The organism is Stenotrophomonas sp. BIO128-Bstrain, assembly GCF_030128875.1.
Lineage (GTDB): Bacteria > Pseudomonadota > Gammaproteobacteria > Xanthomonadales > Xanthomonadaceae > Stenotrophomonas > Stenotrophomonas bentonitica_A.
This window is the reverse complement of sequence record NZ_CP124620.1, coordinates 743,223-760,719: the sequence shown is the minus strand read 5'-3', so window position 1 is coordinate 760,719 and position 17,497 is coordinate 743,223. Positions and strand designations below refer to the sequence as shown.

Annotated in this window: 22 protein-coding genes; 17 read left to right on the top strand and 5 right to left on the bottom strand. The window is 65.4% G+C overall.

The window, feature by feature from the left end; genetic code table 11:
- The first annotated feature begins 78 nt into the window (after positions 1–78).
- The 10 genes from POS15_RS03320 (at position 79) to POS15_RS03275 (ending at position 7,331) form a co-directional block, all read left to right on the top strand.
- The gene (locus tag POS15_RS03320) at positions 79–354 is read left to right on the top strand and encodes a KTSC domain-containing protein (RefSeq protein WP_284128955.1); all 276 of its coding nucleotides are present in this window, start codon (positions 79–81) and stop codon (positions 352–354) included.
- A gap of 25 nt (positions 355–379) precedes the next feature.
- On the top strand, positions 380–1,288 hold the full coding sequence (locus POS15_RS03315) for a recombination-associated protein RdgC (RefSeq protein ID WP_284128954.1): 909 nt from the start codon (positions 380–382) through the stop codon (positions 1,286–1,288).
- Between the two features lie 2 nt (positions 1,289–1,290).
- Positions 1,291–2,373, top strand: coding sequence for a hypothetical protein (locus tag POS15_RS03310; protein WP_284128953.1), 1,083 nt, complete (start codon positions 1,291–1,293; stop codon positions 2,371–2,373).
- An 8-nt stretch (positions 2,374–2,381) separates the two neighbouring features.
- Positions 2,382–2,633, top strand: coding sequence for a hypothetical protein (locus POS15_RS03305; RefSeq protein WP_284128952.1), 252 nt, complete (start codon positions 2,382–2,384; stop codon positions 2,631–2,633).
- The gene (locus POS15_RS03300) at positions 2,633–3,280 is read left to right on the top strand and encodes a hypothetical protein (protein ID WP_284128951.1); all 648 of its coding nucleotides are present in this window, start codon (positions 2,633–2,635) and stop codon (positions 3,278–3,280) included. Before POS15_RS03305 ends, POS15_RS03300 begins: the two co-directional genes overlap by 1 nt.
- On the top strand, positions 3,273–5,303 hold the full coding sequence (locus POS15_RS03295; protein WP_284128950.1) for a DNA cytosine methyltransferase: 2,031 nt from the start codon (positions 3,273–3,275) through the stop codon (positions 5,301–5,303). The genes POS15_RS03300 and POS15_RS03295 overlap by 8 nt, the downstream gene beginning before the upstream one ends.
- Positions 5,303–5,488 carry a hypothetical protein gene (locus POS15_RS03290; protein ID WP_284128949.1) on the top strand — a complete coding sequence of 62 codons (186 nt, stop codon included), beginning with the start codon at positions 5,303–5,305 and terminating at the stop codon, positions 5,486–5,488. Before POS15_RS03295 ends, POS15_RS03290 begins: the two co-directional genes overlap by 1 nt.
- The gene (locus POS15_RS03285) at positions 5,485–5,739 is read left to right on the top strand and encodes a hypothetical protein (protein WP_284128948.1); all 255 of its coding nucleotides are present in this window, start codon (positions 5,485–5,487) and stop codon (positions 5,737–5,739) included. The genes POS15_RS03290 and POS15_RS03285 overlap by 4 nt, the downstream gene beginning before the upstream one ends.
- Positions 5,736–6,047 carry a hypothetical protein gene (locus POS15_RS03280; protein WP_284128947.1) on the top strand — a complete coding sequence of 104 codons (312 nt, stop codon included), beginning with the start codon at positions 5,736–5,738 and terminating at the stop codon, positions 6,045–6,047. Before POS15_RS03285 ends, POS15_RS03280 begins: the two co-directional genes overlap by 4 nt.
- A 180-nt stretch (positions 6,048–6,227) precedes the next feature.
- Positions 6,228–7,331: a site-specific integrase gene (locus POS15_RS03275; protein WP_284128946.1), complete on the top strand. Its 1,104-nt coding sequence runs from the start codon at positions 6,228–6,230 to the stop codon at positions 7,329–7,331.
- A gap of 56 nt (positions 7,332–7,387) precedes the next feature.
- On the opposite strand, the gene POS15_RS03270 is transcribed toward POS15_RS03275, so the two are convergent.
- Genes POS15_RS03270 through POS15_RS03260 form a run of 3 tightly spaced genes read right to left on the bottom strand, consistent with a single transcriptional unit; the run spans position 7,388 to position 8,413 of the window.
- Positions 7,388–7,681 (bottom strand): hypothetical protein, encoded by a 294-nt coding sequence (locus POS15_RS03270; RefSeq protein ID WP_284128945.1) that lies wholly within the window; start codon positions 7,679–7,681, stop codon positions 7,388–7,390.
- On the bottom strand, positions 7,671–8,135 hold the full coding sequence (locus POS15_RS03265; RefSeq protein ID WP_284128944.1) for a type II toxin-antitoxin system HicB family antitoxin: 465 nt from the start codon (positions 8,133–8,135) through the stop codon (positions 7,671–7,673). The genes POS15_RS03270 and POS15_RS03265 overlap by 11 nt, the downstream gene beginning before the upstream one ends.
- The gene (locus POS15_RS03260) at positions 8,132–8,413 is read right to left on the bottom strand and encodes a hypothetical protein (RefSeq protein WP_284128943.1); all 282 of its coding nucleotides are present in this window, start codon (positions 8,411–8,413) and stop codon (positions 8,132–8,134) included. The genes POS15_RS03265 and POS15_RS03260 overlap by 4 nt, the downstream gene beginning before the upstream one ends.
- A gap of 328 nt (positions 8,414–8,741) precedes the next feature.
- On the opposite strand from POS15_RS03260, the gene POS15_RS03255 reads away from it, so the two are divergent.
- From POS15_RS03255 to dxs, 7 genes are all read left to right on the top strand, one after another.
- Positions 8,742–9,428, top strand: coding sequence for a hypothetical protein (locus tag POS15_RS03255; RefSeq protein WP_284128942.1), 687 nt, complete (start codon positions 8,742–8,744; stop codon positions 9,426–9,428).
- 126 nt (positions 9,429–9,554) lie between these two features.
- Positions 9,555–10,271 carry a hypothetical protein gene (locus POS15_RS03250; protein ID WP_019182791.1) on the top strand — a complete coding sequence of 239 codons (717 nt, stop codon included), beginning with the start codon at positions 9,555–9,557 and terminating at the stop codon, positions 10,269–10,271.
- Between the two features lie 123 nt (positions 10,272–10,394).
- Complete coding sequence (locus tag POS15_RS03245; protein ID WP_046273224.1) at positions 10,395–10,934, top strand: lipocalin family protein; 540 nt, start codon at positions 10,395–10,397, stop codon at positions 10,932–10,934.
- Between the two features lie 174 nt (positions 10,935–11,108).
- The gene (locus POS15_RS03240) at positions 11,109–11,594 is read left to right on the top strand and encodes an LEA type 2 family protein (RefSeq protein WP_046273225.1); all 486 of its coding nucleotides are present in this window, start codon (positions 11,109–11,111) and stop codon (positions 11,592–11,594) included.
- Between the two features lie 47 nt (positions 11,595–11,641).
- Positions 11,642–13,435, top strand: a complete 1,794-nt coding sequence (locus POS15_RS03235; RefSeq protein ID WP_284128941.1) for an acyl-CoA dehydrogenase C-terminal domain-containing protein — start codon at positions 11,642–11,644, stop codon at positions 13,433–13,435.
- Between the two features lie 260 nt (positions 13,436–13,695).
- Complete coding sequence (locus POS15_RS03230; RefSeq protein WP_019182787.1) at positions 13,696–14,355, top strand: HNH endonuclease; 660 nt, start codon at positions 13,696–13,698, stop codon at positions 14,353–14,355.
- 116 nt (positions 14,356–14,471) lie between these two features.
- Positions 14,472–16,382: a 1-deoxy-D-xylulose-5-phosphate synthase gene (gene dxs / locus POS15_RS03225; RefSeq protein WP_284128940.1), complete on the top strand. Its 1,911-nt coding sequence runs from the start codon at positions 14,472–14,474 to the stop codon at positions 16,380–16,382.
- Between the two features lie 116 nt (positions 16,383–16,498).
- Here the strand turns inward: dxs and POS15_RS03220 are convergent, their stop codons facing one another.
- The gene (locus POS15_RS03220) at positions 16,499–17,056 is read right to left on the bottom strand and encodes a DUF3011 domain-containing protein (protein ID WP_046273229.1); all 558 of its coding nucleotides are present in this window, start codon (positions 17,054–17,056) and stop codon (positions 16,499–16,501) included.
- 167 nt (positions 17,057–17,223) lie between these two features.
- The gene (locus POS15_RS03215) at positions 17,224–17,484 is read right to left on the bottom strand and encodes a hypothetical protein (protein WP_284128939.1); all 261 of its coding nucleotides are present in this window, start codon (positions 17,482–17,484) and stop codon (positions 17,224–17,226) included.
- Between the last annotated feature and the right edge of the window lie 13 nt (positions 17,485–17,497).

Here is a 17,497-nt window from a genome sequence, read left to right as displayed (position 1 = left end):
CCCGCCTCCCCTGTAGGGCGACAGGAACCCGCGCCGGCCGGGCAAAGCCGGACCTCATTCCAACCTTCGGAGCTACCCATGGCAATGCGCATCGATATGCGGGACGTCGAGTCCTCCCAGATCCACAGCATCGGGCACGACCCGGCCACCAACACCCTGGCGGTCCGCTTCTACCGCGGCTCAGGCGACAAGCGCGGGCCCGGCTCGCTCTACCACTACGCCAACTTCGACGCCGCCGACTTCGCCGCCTTCAAGGCCGCCGACTCGGTCGGCAGCTACTTCGGCAAGAACATCAAGGCGTGCCCGCAGAAGTACCCGTTCAAGGCCATCGCCGAAACCACCTCCGCCGCCTGATCGGCCGCCAGCTCAAGGACCGCCCATGTTTTTCCGAAACCTGATCATGTTCCGCTTTCCGCCGGCCACTGACCTGGACGAGGTGGAGACCCTACTTCCGCAGGTCCAGCTCAAGCCCGTTGGCCCGCTGGAGATGTGCTCTCGCGGCTTCATCTCACCCTTCGGCCGCGAGGAGAAAGAAGCGCTGTCTCATCGCATCGGCGGGTGGCTGTGGCTGACCGTCGGCAGCGAGGACAAGATGCTGCCCGCCGCCGTCGTCAACAACAAGCTGGCCGAGAAGATCGAGCACATCGAGGCGAGCGAAGGGCGCAAGCCGGGAAGCCGTGAGCGCAAGCGCATCAAAGACGACCTTCTGCACGAGCTCATGCCCCAGGCCTTCGTGAAGACCGGTCGGACCGATGTGCTCCTGGACAGCGAGCGCGGCGTCGCCTTCGTGGATACCAGCAGCCGCCGGACCGGCGAGAACGTGATGTCTGACCTACGCGCCCTGCTGGGCAGCTTCCCGGCCCTGCCGCTGAACGCAGAAGTCGCGCCGCGCTCCGTGCTGACCGGCTGGATTGCGGGTGAAGCGCTGCCGGCTGGCCTCAGCTTGGGCGAAGAGTGCGAGATGAAGGACCCGGCCGAGGGCGGCGCAGTGGTCAAGTGCCAGCACCAGGAACTGCGCTGCGATGAGATCGATCGCCATCTGGACGCAGGCAAGCAGGTCACCAAGCTCGCCTTGGTGCTGCAGGACAACCTGTCCTTCGTCCTGGCCGATGACCTGACCGTGCGGAAGCTCAAGTTCCTGGATGGCGCACTGGATCAGCTGGATCACGCCGATGCCGATGGACGCCGCGCGGAGCTGGACGCCCGCTTCGCACTGCAGAGGGGCGAGCTGGGGTTGTTGTTCGACGCGCTGGCCGATGCATTCCGTGTCAGCAAGGTCGAGGGCTGATCATGGCAGCTGAAAACTACAGGGCACCTTCCGTTGCCCAATCCGCAGAGCTGGCCGAGCAGCAGGGGGTGTGGCCGTTCGTTGAATCCCCCGGCGAATTCACTGCGCGTCTGCGTGAAGCCATCGACAGCTTTCACCATTCAAACCTTCTCGGCGCCGTCCGGCACGTCCTGATTGAGAAACCGCCGACCCTCGCCGCAACTGGCAAGCAGCAGGTTGGCGAGGTGAAGGGGGATGCACTGGCACATGCACTGGAGGTCCTGCGCGTTGTGACGGGGCGCGCCATGCAAGGTAGCGAAACAAGGCTCGCATACGAAACGGTCAGGACTGCCCTTGCTCACCAACAGTCGGCGGCTCAGGTGGTCGGCCATGTGAGCCGTGACAGCTCCAAAGCACACATGTGCGTAAACCTGCCGGAAGGTTCGCCGCTCTATGCCCTCGCCGCCCGCCAGCCGCGTGATCAGGAGGCGGCAGTCAATGCCATAGCCGAATGTCTGTATTGCGCTGAAAGCTCCGCCACTATGGAGGATGCCCGAGAGCGGGCCGCGCTTCTCCTTGCTGAGGCATTGCCACACCTCGCCGCCCGCCAGCCGGGGGCGCAGGTGCCGGTGGCGTTCATGGTTCGCATTAGGGCTGAGGGCGACTTCGGTCTGGTCAGGCTGAAGGACATGCCGTACTACCGCCGCCACGCCAACGAATACGAAATCGTGCCGCTCTACGCCGCCCCGCCCGCGCAGGGCATCGGCCTGGGGCAGGTCCGCGAGATACGCATCCCTGCACGAAACAACCTCGATCCCATCAGCGTTTTCGTCCAGGACCAGGCCGCCGGCCGGGGCCGCATCGTCGTCACCTGCTACGGCAACGCCTGGCAAGCCTTCTGGGGCGCAATGGGCAACCGCACGGTGATGGAGTTCGTCGCCCAGTGCGATGCCGACTACGTGGCCGGAAACATGATCTCCGGTCGCCAAACCCGGATGACGAAGGCAGAGCGCGCCTACACCGAACGCATCGCGACGGAGGTGATCGCTGAGTTCCGGGCCCTGCGCGACGGGCAGCGCGATGCAGCGCCGGGGGTGTCGTCGTGAGCGGCGCAATGGCTTGGGTCCGGAAGAACTACGGCGTGCCAGCGCAGCGCGGCATGCGTGTGGAGTACACAGGCGACGGCAAGGTCGAGACGGGAACTATCCGATCCGCCAGCGGCGGCCGACTCAACATCCAACTCGACACCGCCAAGCACACCTGCCAGTTCCATCCCACATGGGAGCTGCGCTACTTGATGCCCGTCACCTTGGCCACCGTCAAGCCGCCGCGTGAGCTGCGCACCAGGCTGCGGGAGGACGTGTAATGCGCGAGCGCCCCATTCTCTTCAACGGCGCCATGGTGCGCGCCATCCTGGCCGGCCAGAAGACCCAGACCCGCCGTGCGGTGAAGCCCGATGGTGCAGTGGATGTTGTGCGCTTCATCGGCGCAGATAATCAGCCCACTGGCGAGTTCGGCTGGTGCTCCAATCCCTCCCTCATCACGCGCCATATTCGCTGCCCCTTCGGCCAGCCCGGCGACCGGCTGTGGGTGCGGGAGAGCTTCACCGACCTGCGCGGCACCGGTATCGAGCATCGACCCAATATCGATGGCCCAATCCAGCGCTATGCCTATTCCGCGGACACGCTGCCGGGCTCGCCTGGCGATTACGCCCGAAAGGACTACGGGATCAAGTGGCGGCCCAGCATCCACATGCCGCGCGAGGCCTGCCGCCTGGTACTGGAGATCATCGCCGTCCGCGTGGAGCGGCTGCAGGCGATCAGCGAAGTGGACGCCGTGGCGGAAGGCCTCTCCCAGTCCGAGAGCGGCAGCTGGCTCCCAGGACCTTGCGACCACCCCGAGTGGGCCTTCCACCAGCTGTGGGCTCAGGTCTACGGCGAGACCGCGTGGGAAGCAAACCCCTGGGTGTGGGTCATCGAATTCAACAAGATCAACGAGGTTTCCAATGGCTGATGGCTCCCGCTCGTTCAACTTCCCGCTGCCGCAGCGCTCGCGCCTGCGCGCCGGTGAGATCGTGGTTGATCTGTTCGCCGGCGGCGGCGGCGCCAGCGAGGCGCTGAAGCAGGCGCTGGGCCAAGACCCGGCGCTCGCCTACAACCACGACGCGCTGGCGATCGGCATGCACGCGGCGAACCACCCGCTCACCAGCCACCACCGCGAGGACATCTGGCATGCGGACCCGCGCGTAGACGTGGCCGGCCGCGCGATCGGGTGGTTCCATGCCTCCCCGGACTGCACGCACTTCAGCCAGGCTAAGGGCGGCCAGCCGCGCAGCCGGAAGACCCGTGCGCTGTCCTGGGTTGTGATTAAGTGGATCGGCATGCTGCTGCGCGCTGACTTGGTCAACGGCACCAACACCGCCCCGCGCATCTTCTCCATGGAGAACGTGTGGCAGATTCTTCAATGGGGTCCGCTGATCGCTAAGCGCTGCAAGTCCACCGGCCGCGTGCTGAAGATGGACGGCACCGTTGCAGCGCCCGGCGAGCGCGTGCCGGTAGAGCATCAGCAGCTGGTGCCGGACAAGAAACGCTCCGGTCGCACCTGGCGGCAGTTCATCGCCGCGCTGCGTGCGCTGGGCTACGTGGTCGAATGGAGAAAGCTGGTCGCGAGCGACTACGGCGCCGGCACCAGCCGGGAACGCCTGTTCCTGCTCGGCCGCCGCGACGGCGAGCCGATCGTGTGGCCGGCGGCAAGCCACGGCAACGCGCCGGGCCAGAAGCCGCGCGTATCCGCCGCCGACTGCCTGGACTTCAGCATCCCCTGCCCGTCCATCTTCGGGCGGAAACGTGACCTCGCGGACGCCACCATGCGCCGCGTCGCCAAGGGCGTGATGCGGCACGTACTGCAGGCCGCTGATCCCTTCGTGGTGCCGGTTCCGGCGAGCTGCGCGGACAACAGCGCATCTGCCGCAGCCTTCATTGCCGAGCACGCCAACGCCAGCAACCAGCGCACGATGGCGGGCGACGAGCCGCTCCGCACCGTTTGCGCCGGGGTGAAGGGTGGCCACTTCTCGGTGGTGACGCCGATCCTCGCGGGCGTCGGCGGGCGCGCGGGCCAGTCCGAGCCGCGCTCTGGCGCTGACCCGCTGTACACGATGACGGCGAAGGCTGACACCGCCCTTGTGGCGCCGGTGCTGGTGCAGACCGGCTACGGCGAACGGGAGGGCCAGGCACCGCGTGCGCTTGACCTGCAGCAACCGCTCGGCACGGTGGTCGCCGGCGGCGTGAAGCACGCGATCGCCGCCCCGCACCTGGTGAAATTCCGAGGCGACAGCATTGGCACGCATGCCACCGAGCCAGTGCCGACGATCACCTCTGGTGCAGGCGCCGCACGCCCGGCCGGCGCTGCGCATGCGCTCGGTCTGTCTGCCGCCACGCTGGTCACCCTGCGGAACAACATGGCCGGCGCTGACCCGCAAGAGCCGCTGTCGACCATTGCAGCGCAGGGTGAGCACCACGCGCTGGCCACTGCATTCCTGGAGCAGGCCAACGGCGGCTTCTACGAGGGCGGCGGGCGCGATGCGCGCGCCCCGGTCAGCACGATCACCGCCACCGGCAGCCAGCAGCAGCTGGTAACCGCAGACCTGGCCCAGCTGTCGCCGGAGCATCAGGAAGGCGCGCTGCGTGTTGCCGCGTTCCTGGTGAAGTACTACGGCACCGGCGCCAACGTGCCGAGCCTGACCGACCCCGCCGACACCATCACCACGAAGGACCGGCTGGCGCTGGTCACGGTGGTGATCAAGGGCACGCCCTACGTCATCGTCGATATCGGCCTGCGCATGCTCAAACCGCACGAGCTGTACCGCGCGCAGGGCTTCCCAGCGGGCTACATCATCGATCGCACCGCCAACGGCACCCCGCTGACCACCAGCGCCGCCGTGCGCATGGTCGGTAACAGCGTCAGCCCTCCGCCGCTGCGCGCCCTGGCCGAGGCCAACCTGGACCCGGTGGCGATGCCGCTGGCGGAGGCCGCCTGATGGATTTGACCACCCAGGCCAAGCACACAGCGCGCGTGCTGATCGGCGAAGCGCGCGCCCGGCGGCTGGCGGGCAACGGCTTCTGGTGCATGTTCCGCATGGCCCAGTCCGCCCGCCGCCGCGCTGCCTCCCTTCCCCGCCCGGCGCCGCCGGCGCTCCCCATCCAACCGGAGCTGTTCGCATGAAGATCGGCACTCCCGTCTGCCTCGTTGGAACGGATGGATTCATGCCCCCCGTAGGAGCCTGCGGGACGATCGTTGAACCCATCGATGAGACGGGGGACTACGGCGTCGAGTTCGATACCTACCCATGCCCCCACCCACCGGGAACCCACTGGTACGCGCACAAGACCTGGCTCGTCCCGCTTCTTCCCCTCCCTGACCACGCCCCTGCTGCGGCGGCCGATAAGACAGAAGTTCTGGAGATATCCCCATGACCCAGCGACACATCAGCCACCCCGAGCCGCTGCCGGCCTGCGCCGCCGGTCACAGCGCGCGCCACATCCACGACCTGCGCAGCATCGCCGCCGGCGGCGGCCACTTCGTTGAGTGCCGGTGCCGGGCGACCCGGAAGCACGCTGACGCGGATACCGCGATCGCGGAATGGAGGAGGGTCAACCGGCCGCCGCGCGCCGCGCGCAAGAGCGAGGCCCCGGCGGAAGCCGACAACGTGGTGCAGCTGCTGATGCCCCTCCGCGATGACGGGTCAGCCGCCGCACAAAGGAGGGCCCATGGGCGCCGCTGAGGTTCTTTGGCCGGACGTGATGGACTTGGAGACGGCCGCCGCATACCTGCAGTACCACCCGGTCACCCTGCGCAACTGGATGCGCAAGCGGAAAGGCCCGCCCGGCCGCAAGGTCGGCGGCAATTGGCGCTTTCTCCGCGCAGCACTCGACGCATATCTCACGGAAACGAAGCAACCCGAATGGCCCGCCATCCCTACAGACTTGAACCGCGCGGCAAGAAAGGCATCCTCTGGATCCGCTTCACCGCGCCCAACGGACGTGAAGTATTTAGAAGCTCTGGGACTGTCGACCGTGAGCTCGCTACCGAGTGGGCGTCGAAAATCCACACGGAGCAGTACCGCGTAGCACGCCTGGGCGAGAAGCCGCGCCGCCTCTGGACCGAGGCGGTCGTGGCGTGGTTCGAAGACCACAAGGGCAAGCGCAGCATCAAGAAGGACCAGCACAACCTGAAATGGCTGTCCCCCTACCTGGGGCACCTGCATCTCGACGAGATCAATTCCGACGTGCTGGCCATGGTATCCAGCCAGCGCAAGGCCGAGCCGAAGAACAAGAGGCGGAAGAAAGACGGGAGCACGTTCACCGATGAGCCCACCTCGCAGGCGACCGTGGACCGGATGATGGCCTTGATCCGGTCCATCTTGAAGGATGCCCAACGCCGCGGCTGGACCGATTCGTCCCCTTCCATTCAGATCAAGGAGGCGGACGGCGGTGATGACTACCGCTGGCTGACGCAGAACGAGGCCGTTCGCCTTCACGACGAGCTGGCGCCGCACCTGCGGCCGCCATTTCTCTTCGCCCTGGCCACAGGCTGGCGTGAGCAGAACGTGCTGCGGCTGATGTGGGACCAGGTAGACCTGGACCGGCGTGTGGCGTGGATCAAGGGGAGGCAGGCGAAGGCGAAGAAGGCCATCGGCGCACCGCTCAACAGAAACGCGATGGACATCCTGCTGGAGCAGCGCGCGAAGAGGGTGGCAGGGAACCCGTGGGTGTTCCCGAGTGGATCGGAGAAGGACAGCCAGCCGTACGTCCGGGCAAGCAACACCGGGTGGTACGCCGCACAGCGGCGGGCCAGGGTCGAACCGCTGGCCTGGCACGACCTGAGGCACACGTGGGCGAGCTGGCACGTCATGGCCGGCACCAGCCTGCGCAGCCTCATGGAGCTGGGCGGCTGGCGGTCCTATCAGTCCGTGCTGCGGTACGCCCACCTGTCGCCCGAGCATCTGGCAGCCGACGCAGGGCGCATTGAAACTCTGGCCGAGCCACTGCGTTCTCGGTCAAAGTAGCCTTTGGCTGAGAGAATATGGAGACGTAAAAAAGCCCCGCAATCGCGGGGCTTTTTTCACTTCTTAGATCTTTTTGGCTTCGGGACTTCGATACTCATGGTGCTGTCCGAAGTGCTTGGCCGGAGGCCGAATGCGCCAAAGCCTACGCCCATGGCGGGTACGGGACTATCAGTTTGCTCTTCTTTCATCTGGATTGGCCCCAGCTTGAACTGGACTACCACTTCGTATCTTCCAGGTGCCAGCCCAAGCTCCCTCGCCATGAGTAATCCCAGGTCCTGCACCGAGTACATCGGTGTGGCCATGTCTTCGGGAAGGCCGTCCCCAAACTCTTGCGTCTTCTCAGTGGACACCGGCAATCACCTTTGTCAAAGCCTTATTTGCTACAGCAGAAGTGTAAAGATCGAACACCTGCTCAGAGCTGTTGACGCTGATGTACTGGTGACTGTGAGTGTGGTTGTTGACCACGTGCTCAACGCCTATGACGTAGCACTGAATAGCTGCAGCCACCATTTCATTCAGACTGGTCTCGTCGGCTGCAGCGCGCACCCGCGCGGCCTTATGCAGCTCGGGAGAAATACGGACATTGAAGGTTCCACTCAGCGGCTTCTGTGGCTCGCGGCCGAGTTCTTCGCATGTAGCCACGTAGTCATCGACAGCCTCTTTAAAAGCTGCCTCTATATCTTTAGGCGAGTCTGCCTGATACGTCACAAGATCATCAATGAAGAGGATCTTGCCCCGGCAGACAAAGCTATCAAGATCCAGCTCAGCAGTTCCTTCATAGCCGGCGTACTTGATGATGTTCATTTTTTCTCTGTGCTCCCCAGGAACCCATGAGTTGTGAGGTGATCTACCACATCCACGATGCAGCCCTTGTCGACGTTGGGCTGAGGATGAGGCTCATGACAACAAATCAAAGCGTCCTTCTCTTTGTTGTAGAACTTGCGCCTTGATCCGCCGGACTTGCCGGGTTTCAATTGATCGTAGCCCAAGCTGCCAAGCAGCGCGGTGAGCGAATCCCAACTGACATCCGAAGGGGGCGGCCTTCGGCGCATCCGTTCCAGCGTTTTGTCATGCTTCGACATCCAGTCGCGCTCCAAGTTCAATCAGTGTAACTAAAAAATAGTTGCAAAACACCCGGTGCCGCAGCTTTGTGACGGCGATCGCTGAATGCTACGCGATCTTCACGCGGACAGATGGCTTGTTCTCGTTCATATTCATGACGAATTTGTTAAGAGAAGCCGGCCTATTGCGTCTTATAGCCTTTAAACGGCCAGGCTAGCTCCCGCCAGCAGTTGCACGGGATTTGCACGGGCGGGGGGGATAGCTACCACTATGGATCAAACACTTAGCGCTACAGGCATGAATTAGTAGGGCTACTAAAGTGTTTGATCTAAAAGAGTTTTTCTACTGGTGCATGGGATTGAAAATCCCCGTGTCGGCGGTTCGATTCCGTCCCCGGCCACCACAATTTCAGATGACCTGCAGAAATGCAGGTCATTTTTTTTGTCTGGCGTTCGCCCAGGCTACATCGCGCATCGTTCAAGGAAGGGGGGTCTGCACATGGTTCGTGCTCTGTTCGCCGCGCTGTTCGGCAAACGCCATGCTGTCTTCCACAGCACGCACCCGCTCGAGGCGACCGTGCTGCAGCTCAGGCAGTCGATCCAGCACGGCCCTCGCCTTTCTGCCGCGGGGATGCGCGGGAAGGTCTCCGCTCAACGGATCCGCCTGTGCTGGAAACGCCCCTTCGTCTCCAATTCGTTCAAGCCGTATTTCATCGGCCAGTGCATTCCCACCGAGCGCGGCGCGCGGCTGGAAGGTGCGTTCCAGATGCACCCCTTCATCCGCACCTTGGTGATCGGCATGTTCGTCAGCCTGCTCATCTTTCCGCTGGTGGCGGTGGTGAAGCACTGGCAGCTCACACACGAACTCGCCCCCGCACTGTTCGCCAGTCTGGTGGTCGTGCCTGCCGCCTACCTCATCGCCGCCGCGGTGCTGGTGATCGTCAGGATCAGCCGCTGGGCCGCACGCGACGACGAAGCGATGATCGATGCGGAGATCCATCGCGCATTGCAGAGCGGGCAAAGCGACCAGGGATGATGTCCTGCGTGACGCAATGGCATGCCTTGCCGTTCTTCGCCACGCGCTGGCATGCTCACCTGGCGGACAGGGCGTCTGCGGCCACGCTTGTTCGCACCTCATGGCCGCGCACACAGGGAGAAGTGAATGTCGAACGGCATCGACGTGCTGCAGGCGCAGATCGCGCAGCTGAAACGCAGTCAACGAAGACTCACGCTGGGCTACGCGGGGTTCGGCGTCCTGGCCGTGGCGGCGTTGATGATGGGGGCGACGTCGCAGCGCAGCGCCAGCTTCGACGTCATCGATGCCCAGCGCATCAACATCAAGGAACCTGATGGGACGTTGCGACTGGCGATCTCCAATCGCACGCTCTTTCCCGGGGTGCTCATCCACAACAAAGAGCAACCGCATCCGCGCCCGATGGCAGGCATGCTGTTCTTCAACGATGAAGGCACGGAAAACGGCGGGCTGATCTACAACGGCTCGCTCGACAAGAACGGCAAGCCCTCCAGCGGCATGAGCCTGACCTTTGATCGCTATCAGCAGGACCAGCAGATGCAGTTGCTGGGCGTGGACGAAGCAGGGACACACTCGGCAGGGCTGACCTTCAATGACGTTGCCGACGGCCTGGACCGTCCGTTCTTCTCCAAGCGGGACGAAGCACTTCATCGGAATGGCGTACCTGCGATCACCGAGCGCGTGTTCCTTGGCAAATCTGATGCGCGCGATGCCATGCTGACCCTGCGCGATGGTCAAGGAAAGCCGCGGCTCGAACTGGTGGTCACGCCCTCGGGAGACGCCAAGGTGCGCTTCCTGGACGAGAACGGCAACGCCACGCGGGAACTCTCCGCTGACAGTCGGTAGCGCGGGTGCCGCACGCTGCCACGCGCACGCCAGCGACGTGGGGCGGCCACTGCATGACGGAATATTCACAATTTCCGTCCTGCCTGTGCCTAAGCTCGCTGCGTCTTGTGTGGAGTGTCGACAATGCGCAGCCGCTATCTGATCAGTGCCCTGCTCGCCCTCGCCGCTACCGGGTCGGCCTGGGCGGCCGCGCCGGTGACCTCGGTGGAGGCGCTGGACATGGACCGCTACGCCGGCCAGTGGCATGAGATCGCGCACCTGCCGGTATCGTTCCAGAAGAAGTGCGTCGGCGACATCACCGCCACCTACAGCCTGCGCGCCGATGGCCGGATCAGCGTGCACAACGCATGCCGCCAGGCCGATGGCGATCGCGTCGCCGCGGATGGCGTGGCACGGCCCGTCGAGGGCCACCCTGGCAGGCTGCAGGTGCGCTTCGTGCCGGACTGGCTCTCCTGGGTCCCGCTGGTCTGGGCCGACTACTGGGTGATCGCCCTGGATCCGGGCTACCAGTGGGCGGTGGTCGGCGAGCCGGACCGCAGATACCTGTGGATCCTCTCGCGTTCGCCGAGCATGGACACCGCCCTGTTCGAGCAGCTCAAGGCGCGTGCCGAGGCGATGGGCTATGACCTGGCCCCGTTGCGGGTGATGGCGCCGCTGGACTGACCTGGCACGCCGGCCACGCGCCGCGCCGCCGCTCGGCCGTGTTCCCCCAGACTAAAAGCACGTGGCCCGGTCACCCCGGTGCCCTACCCTTGCCCCCTGCTGCCCCGGAGCAGCACGGACACCATACGCCGTAGTATGCTCATACCCATGCAGTATCCGCCCGAGGATTGCGCCATGTCCCACCGCTTCCGTTCCGCCCTGCCCATCGGCCTGATCGCCGTCGCCTGCCTGACCCTTGCCGCCTGCAACAAGACGGTCAAACGCGTCTCCGAGCCGGCCGCCAGCGTGCAGGAACTGACGGTGCGTGCCGATGGCAGCTGGACCGTCGCGCTGCGCCTGCAGAACTTCAGCTCCATGCCCATGACCTTCGACAACGTGTCCCTGCAGCTCAAGGTGAGCGATCAGGACGCCGGTGCGCTGCAGCTGCAGCCGGCGCTGTCGATTGGTGGCGTGTCGGCCGATGTGGTCAACGTCGACCTCAAGCCGAGCTCGGGCGCGCGCCTGGTGATGGCCGACGCGCTGGCCGGCAACCGTACCCTGGCCTATTCGCTGAAGGGTTCGGTGAGCGCGACCCCGCAGGAAAAGAAGCAACGCACCTTCGAGATTGACAGCCGCAGCACGCTCAACCAGGCCCCTGGCCTGCCCGGCGTCCTGCGCTGACCGGCGGGCTGTCCGCCACCCTTCGCCACTGATCGAGACCGTCCCCGATGAGCAGCTACACCGCCCCGCTTTCCGATATCCGTTTCGCCCTGCATGACGTGCTCAAGGTCGAGCCGCTGTTCGCGCGCCTCGGCCTGGCCGATGCCACCGCCGATGTGGTGGATGCCGTACTGGAAGAAGCCGGCCGTTTCAGTGCCAGCGTGCTGGCGCCGTTGAACAGCGTGGGCGATGAGATCGGCTGTGTACTGGACCAGAGCACCGGCGAGGTCACCACCCCGCCTGGCTTCAAGCAGGCGTACACGCAGTTTGTCGAGGGCGGCTGGACCGGCCTGACCGCTGCGCCGGAGCTGGGTGGCCAGGGTCTGCCGCACACGCTGGGCGTGCCGCTCAACGAAATGATCAATGCCGCCAACCTGGCGTGGGGCAACTTCCCGCTGCTCTCCCACGGCGCCATCGAGGCGCTCAAGCAGCACGGTGAAGCGTGGCAGCAGGAGGCCTTCCTCAAGCCGCTGATCGAAGGCCGCTGGACCGGCACCATGTGCCTGACCGAACCGCATTGCGGCACCGACCTGGGCCTGCTCAAGACCAAGGCCGAACCCAACGCGGACGGCAGCTACGCCATCACCGGCACCAAGATCTTCATCACCGCCGGCGAGCACGACCTGACCGACAACATCGTCCACCTGGTGCTGGCCAAGCTGCCGGATGCACCGGCCGGCGCCAAGGGCATCTCGCTGTTCGTCACCCCGAAGTTCAAGGTGGACCGCGAGGGCAAGATGGGCGAGCGCAATGCGCTGCGCTGCGGCTCGATCGAGCACAAGATGGGCATCAAGGGTTCGGTCACCTGCGTGATGAATTTCGACGGCGCCGAAGGGTATCTGGTGGGCCAACCGCACAAGGGCCTGCAGGCGATGTTCACCATGATGAACACCGCACGCCTGGGCGTCGGCCTGCAGGGCATCGGCCTGTCCGAACGCGCCTACCAGAACGCCCTGAAGTACGCCCGCGAGCGCCTGCAGTCGCGTTCGCTGAGCGGCCCGAAAAACCCGGAAAAGCCGGCCGACCCGATCCTGGTCCACCCGGATGTGCGGCGCATGCTGCTGACCATGAAATCGCTGGTGGAAGGCAGCCGCCTGTTGGCCCTGCACGCGGCCACCCTGATCGACGTCGCCCACCATGCGCAGGATGCCGGCGAACGCGAACGCGCCGACACCCTGGTGAGCTTCCTCACCCCGATCTCCAAGGCCTGCCAGACCGAATGGGGCATCGAGAACACCTACAACGCGCTGCAGTGCTTCGGTGGCCACGGCTACATCCGCGAGCACGGCATGGAGCAGCTGGCACGCGATGCCCGCATCACCACGCTGTATGAAGGCACCACCGGCATCCAAGCGCTGGACCTGATCGGTCGCAAGACCGCCTCCAGCCAGGGCGCCGGCCTGAAACTGATGCTGGCCGAGATCGAGGCCTTCGCCAAGGCCAATGAAGGCAACCCGGCGCTGGCCGAGTTCATCGCCCCGCTGCGCGCCAAGGCGGACGAATGGGGCAAGCTGACCCTGGCGACCCTGCAGCGCGCGGCCACCAACCCGGACGAACTGGGCGCGGCCAGCTTCGATTACCTGTTCTATTCGGGCTATGTGGTGCTGGCCTACTGGTGGGCACGCAGCGTCGCTGCCGCCGATGCCTCCGCGCAGAGCGCTGCGTTCAAGCAGGCCAAGCGCGAGACCGCCCGCTTCTACTTCGCCCGCGTGCTGCCCCGCACGCTCAGCCACGCCGCCGCGATCCAGGCCGGCGCCGAACCGCTGATGGCGATGACCGACGCGCATTTCGGCGAAGGTTGATCGGTCGCCGGACCACCGACGCCTGATCGTCGGCAGGTGCCGACCGCCAGTCGGAGCACCGATACCTGATCGTCGCTAGGTGCCGACCGTTGGTCGGCACCCCGATACACGTTCTGGAGAAAAGCCCCCTTGATGTTCAAGGGGGCGCGCCAACGGCGCGGGGATAAGGTGGAATGCCCGGGGCCGAATCGTTACCGAATGGGTAGGCGCTTGCCGCCTATACCCATTTGGTAACGATTCGGGTATAAGCTGTTTTCCCGATGGAGACAGACACTACACGCTTGGGTCTGATCGATACCGGAGCCTCGTCCGCCCCGGTCGCCGAGGTATCGCCGATCGTTACGCTGCATCGGCCCGGCTCGGTACGGTTATTGGCCCTGGACGCCCACGGGCGCGTGCTCGACTGGATCAATTGGCAGGACGCGTCCTGCCTCTACGCACGCGGTGCGGTCGCCTGGACCCTCGGTGACCCCTGCCTGCACATCCGCGGCGGCATCTGCCGCACCACTGGCCTGCAGAGCGGGCTGGACCTGCACCCGATCATCGCCGCCCGCGGGCATGCCCGTTCCCGTGCGATCGACCCCACCCCGAATCTCTCCAATCCGGCCCTGTTCGCGCGCGATGCGCATCTGTGCCTGTACTGCGGGCAACAGTTCAACCGCCCGCAACTGACCCGCGACCACGTCATGCCGATCTCCAAGGGCGGCCTGGACGTGTGGGAGAACGTGGTCAGTGCGTGCTTCCACTGCAACTCGCGCAAGAGCAACCGGACCCCGCAGCAGGCCGGCATGCCGCTGCTGGCCGTGCCTTACCGGCCCAGCTGGATCGAACACATGATCCTCTCCAACCGCAACATCCTGGCCGACCAGATGGCGTTCCTGAAGGCGCAGCTGCCCAAGCGGTCCAAGCTCTGCGCGTGAGTGCGCTGCGACGTTCTGTCGCAGCTGCCGTCACCGTTTACTCACTGAAAAGGCGGTTTGCTTGCCCCACCCCCATTTGGGGGGGAAAATAGGCGCTCAGAAGAAGCGCGATAAACATGATCGACTCCGCCCGCTATCCCCGCCTTGCGCGCATCCAGTCACCGGATGACCTGCGCAGGTTCGATGAATCCGAACTGCCCGCGATCGCGGATGAACTGCGTGCCTACCTGATTGAGTCGGTGGGCAAGAGCGGCGGCCATTTCGGCGCCGGCCTGGGCGTGATCGAATTGACCGTCGCCCTGCACTACCTCTATCAGACGCCCGTGGATCAGCTGGTCTGGGACGTGGGCCATCAGACCTACCCGCACAAGATCCTGACCGGCCGCCGCGACGAGATCCACACGGTCAAGCAGAAGGATGGCGTCGCGCCGTTCCCCAAGCGCGAGGAAAGCGAGTACGACACCTTCGGCGTCGGCCATTCCTCGACCTCGATCTCCGCAGCGCTGGGCATGGCGATCGCACGCCAGGCCGAAGGCGATGACCGCAAGGTCGTGGCCGTGATCGGCGATGGCGCGATGACCGCCGGCATGGCTTACGAGGCCCTCAACCACGCCGGCGGCATGGAGCAGGAACCGAACCTGCTGGTGATCCTCAACGACAACAACATGTCGATCTCCGAGGCCGTCGGCGGGCTGACCAAGATGCTCGGCCGGGCCACCGGCAGCCGCACGCTCAACGCGCTGCGCGAAGGCGGCAAGAAGATCCTCGGCGACAAGAAGCACAACCCGACCGCGCGCTTCGTCAAGCGCTGGGAAGAACACTGGAAGGGCATGTTCGTGCCGTCCACGTTCTTCGAGGAAATGGGCTTCCATTACACCGGGCCGATCGACGGCCACGACGTGCCGGCGCTGGTCGCCACGCTGAAAACGCTCAAGAGCCTGAAAGGCCTGAAGCTGCTGCACGTGATGACCACCAAGGGCAAGGGTTACGAGCGCGCCGAAGGTGACCAGATCGGTTACCACGCGGTTGGCCCGTTCGATCCGGACAAGGGCCTGGTCGCCAAGGGCGGGACCAAGAAGCCCACCTATACCGACGTCTTCAGCGACTGGCTGTGCGATGCCGCCGCAGCCGAACCGAAGCTGATGGGCATCACCCCGGCGATGCGCGAGGGCTCTGGCCTGGTGCGTTTCAGCAAGGAATACCCGGACCGCTACTTCGATGTGGCCATCGCCGAACAGCACGCCGTGACCCTGGCGGCGGGCATGGCCACCCAGGGCGCCAAGCCGGTGGTGGCGATCTACTCGACCTTCCTGCAGCGCGCCTACGACCAGCTGGTCCACGACGTGGCCGTGCAGGAGCTGGATGTGCTGTTCGCGATCGACCGCGCCGGTGTGGTCGGCCCGGATGGCGCGACCCATGCCGGCAACCTGGACTTGAGCTTCCTGCGCTGCGTTCCGCACATGGTGGTCATGGCCCCCTCCGATGAGGCCGAGTGCCGCCAGATGCTGACCACCGGCCTGCGTCATCCCGGCCCGGCAGCGGTGCGCTACCCGCGCGGCAGCGGCACCGGTGTTGCGGCCGGCACCGACCTGTCCACGCTGGAAATCGGCAGGGCCGAGCTGCGCCTGCCGGGCAGCCGCATCGCCCTGCTCGCCTTCGGCAGCACCGTGACCGCCGCCGAACAGGTGGGCCGCGAGCTGGGCCTGACCGTGGTCAACATGCGCTTCATCAAACCGCTGGACCGTGCCCTGCTGCTGGACCTTGCGCAGCGCCACGAAGGCTTCGTCACCATCGAAGACAACGTGGTCGCCGGCGGTGCCGGCTCCGGCGTGGCCGAGCTGCTCAATGCCGAGAACGTGCTCAAGCCGTTCCTGCACCTGGGCCTGCCGGACAGCTTCCAGCACCATGCCAGCCGCGAAGACCTGCTGGCCGAAGCCGGCATCGATGCCGCCGGCATCCGCCAGGCCGTGCTCAAGCGCTGGCCAATGCTGGTCAACAGCGGCCAGGCGCTCAGCGCAGCGGGCTGACGCGCTGTCGGCCACCGTCGGGTGGGCTCGCCGCAGAAACACCGAGGCCGCGTCTGATCGACGCGGCCTCGTTCGTTTCAGCCTGCATCACGCACCCTGGCGCTGTGCAGCGGCCCTCAGTAAATCTGGAACTGTGCCCGGCAGCCGCCGTCCACCCAGACCCCGGTACGGTCCCAGCCCCAGGTGCGGCCTTCGATGCAGGCGTTGCGCGAGGTCTGGCGGATCAGCCGCGCCTCGCGGCGCACATTGGCCACGCAGCGCTGACGGCGATGGTCATTGGAATCGCAGGTCAGGATCTGGCCCCGGCCACTGTTGCCGCCGCCGTTGTGCCCCCAGCCACCGCCGCCATTCCAGCGGCCGCCGCGGCCACCTTCGGCGATGAACTCGGCCCGGCAACCCTGCGTCACCCATACGCCGTTGCGGGCCTGGCCCCAGGTCTGCCCTTCCACGCAGGGCGAGCCGGAGATCTGCCGCACCAGACGGGCACGGCCCGGCAAGGCGCATTGCTGCGTGCGGTTCTTGATCGACTCGCAACGCACCGGTCCGCCGCTGTAACCGTCGTCGTAGTAGCGGTCGTAGTTCTGCGCCTGGGCGGCACCGGCCAGCGCCATCAGGGCCGGCACCACGGCCCAGCGCAATCGTCTGGCTGCCTGGGAAGGGCGGTTGTTGGACATGGGGGACCTCGATGCTGTGTGGGGAGGCGCACAGGATCGGTGATCGTCCGGCCGGGCGACATAGGCCAGAAGTCGCTGATTTCATGCCCTATTTAGGTACCCGACGCGAGGCTGACTGAGCCGACCGAAGCCGGTCACATCCGTTCTGGTGGCTGCTTCACGGCCGATCAGCCGTAGCGCACGGCGTCCACGTAGGTTTCCAGCACCTGCACCCGGACGGCGCTGCTGTTGCCGGTTTCGGCAAAATGCTCGCGCGCTAGGGCATCGGCGAAGTCAAAGGCGGTGGCACCGTTGCGGAATGCGATCGGTGCGGATTTGGCCGGATGCACGACGTGCCAGCGGCGTTCGATATGTTGCAGTTTGATCACCATGCGGATCGTTCCTTTGCGGCATGCCTGGGCGAGAAGCTCACGACGGGAGGGATCCATCCCTCAGCAGGAA

What these genes read in the sequence shown, in the direction of transcription:
- POS15_RS03320 (WP_284128955.1), top strand. Translation starts at nt 79, where the DNA reads ATGGCAATGCGCATCGATATGCGGGACGTCGAGTCCTCCCAGATCCAC.
- POS15_RS03315 (WP_284128954.1), top strand. Translation starts at nt 380, where the DNA reads ATGTTTTTCCGAAACCTGATCATGTTCCGCTTTCCGCCGGCCACTGAC.
- POS15_RS03310 (WP_284128953.1), top strand. Translation starts at nt 1,291, where the DNA reads ATGGCAGCTGAAAACTACAGGGCACCTTCCGTTGCCCAATCCGCAGAG.
- POS15_RS03305 (WP_284128952.1), top strand. Translation starts at nt 2,382, where the DNA reads ATGGCTTGGGTCCGGAAGAACTACGGCGTGCCAGCGCAGCGCGGCATG.
- POS15_RS03300 (WP_284128951.1), top strand. Translation starts at nt 2,633, where the DNA reads ATGCGCGAGCGCCCCATTCTCTTCAACGGCGCCATGGTGCGCGCCATC.
- POS15_RS03295 (WP_284128950.1), top strand. Translation starts at nt 3,273, where the DNA reads ATGGCTGATGGCTCCCGCTCGTTCAACTTCCCGCTGCCGCAGCGCTCG.
- POS15_RS03290 (WP_284128949.1), top strand. Translation starts at nt 5,303, where the DNA reads ATGGATTTGACCACCCAGGCCAAGCACACAGCGCGCGTGCTGATCGGC.
- POS15_RS03285 (WP_284128948.1), top strand. Translation starts at nt 5,485, where the DNA reads ATGAAGATCGGCACTCCCGTCTGCCTCGTTGGAACGGATGGATTCATG.
- POS15_RS03280 (WP_284128947.1), top strand. Translation starts at nt 5,736, where the DNA reads ATGACCCAGCGACACATCAGCCACCCCGAGCCGCTGCCGGCCTGCGCC.
- POS15_RS03275 (WP_284128946.1), top strand. Translation starts at nt 6,228, where the DNA reads ATGGCCCGCCATCCCTACAGACTTGAACCGCGCGGCAAGAAAGGCATC.
- POS15_RS03265 (WP_284128944.1), bottom strand. Translation starts at nt 8,135, where the DNA reads ATGAACATCATCAAGTACGCCGGCTATGAAGGAACTGCTGAGCTGGAT.
- POS15_RS03260 (WP_284128943.1), bottom strand. Translation starts at nt 8,413, where the DNA reads ATGTCGAAGCATGACAAAACGCTGGAACGGATGCGCCGAAGGCCGCCC.
- POS15_RS03250 (WP_019182791.1), top strand. Translation starts at nt 9,555, where the DNA reads ATGTCGAACGGCATCGACGTGCTGCAGGCGCAGATCGCGCAGCTGAAA.
- POS15_RS03245 (WP_046273224.1), top strand. Translation starts at nt 10,395, where the DNA reads ATGCGCAGCCGCTATCTGATCAGTGCCCTGCTCGCCCTCGCCGCTACC.
- POS15_RS03240 (WP_046273225.1), top strand. Translation starts at nt 11,109, where the DNA reads ATGTCCCACCGCTTCCGTTCCGCCCTGCCCATCGGCCTGATCGCCGTC.
- POS15_RS03235 (WP_284128941.1), top strand. Translation starts at nt 11,642, where the DNA reads ATGAGCAGCTACACCGCCCCGCTTTCCGATATCCGTTTCGCCCTGCAT.
- POS15_RS03230 (WP_019182787.1), top strand. Translation starts at nt 13,696, where the DNA reads ATGGAGACAGACACTACACGCTTGGGTCTGATCGATACCGGAGCCTCG.
- dxs (WP_284128940.1), top strand. Translation starts at nt 14,472, where the DNA reads ATGATCGACTCCGCCCGCTATCCCCGCCTTGCGCGCATCCAGTCACCG.
- POS15_RS03220 (WP_046273229.1), bottom strand. Translation starts at nt 17,056, where the DNA reads ATGTCCAACAACCGCCCTTCCCAGGCAGCCAGACGATTGCGCTGGGCC.
- POS15_RS03215 (WP_284128939.1), bottom strand. Translation starts at nt 17,484, where the DNA reads ATGGATCCCTCCCGTCGTGAGCTTCTCGCCCAGGCATGCCGCAAAGGA.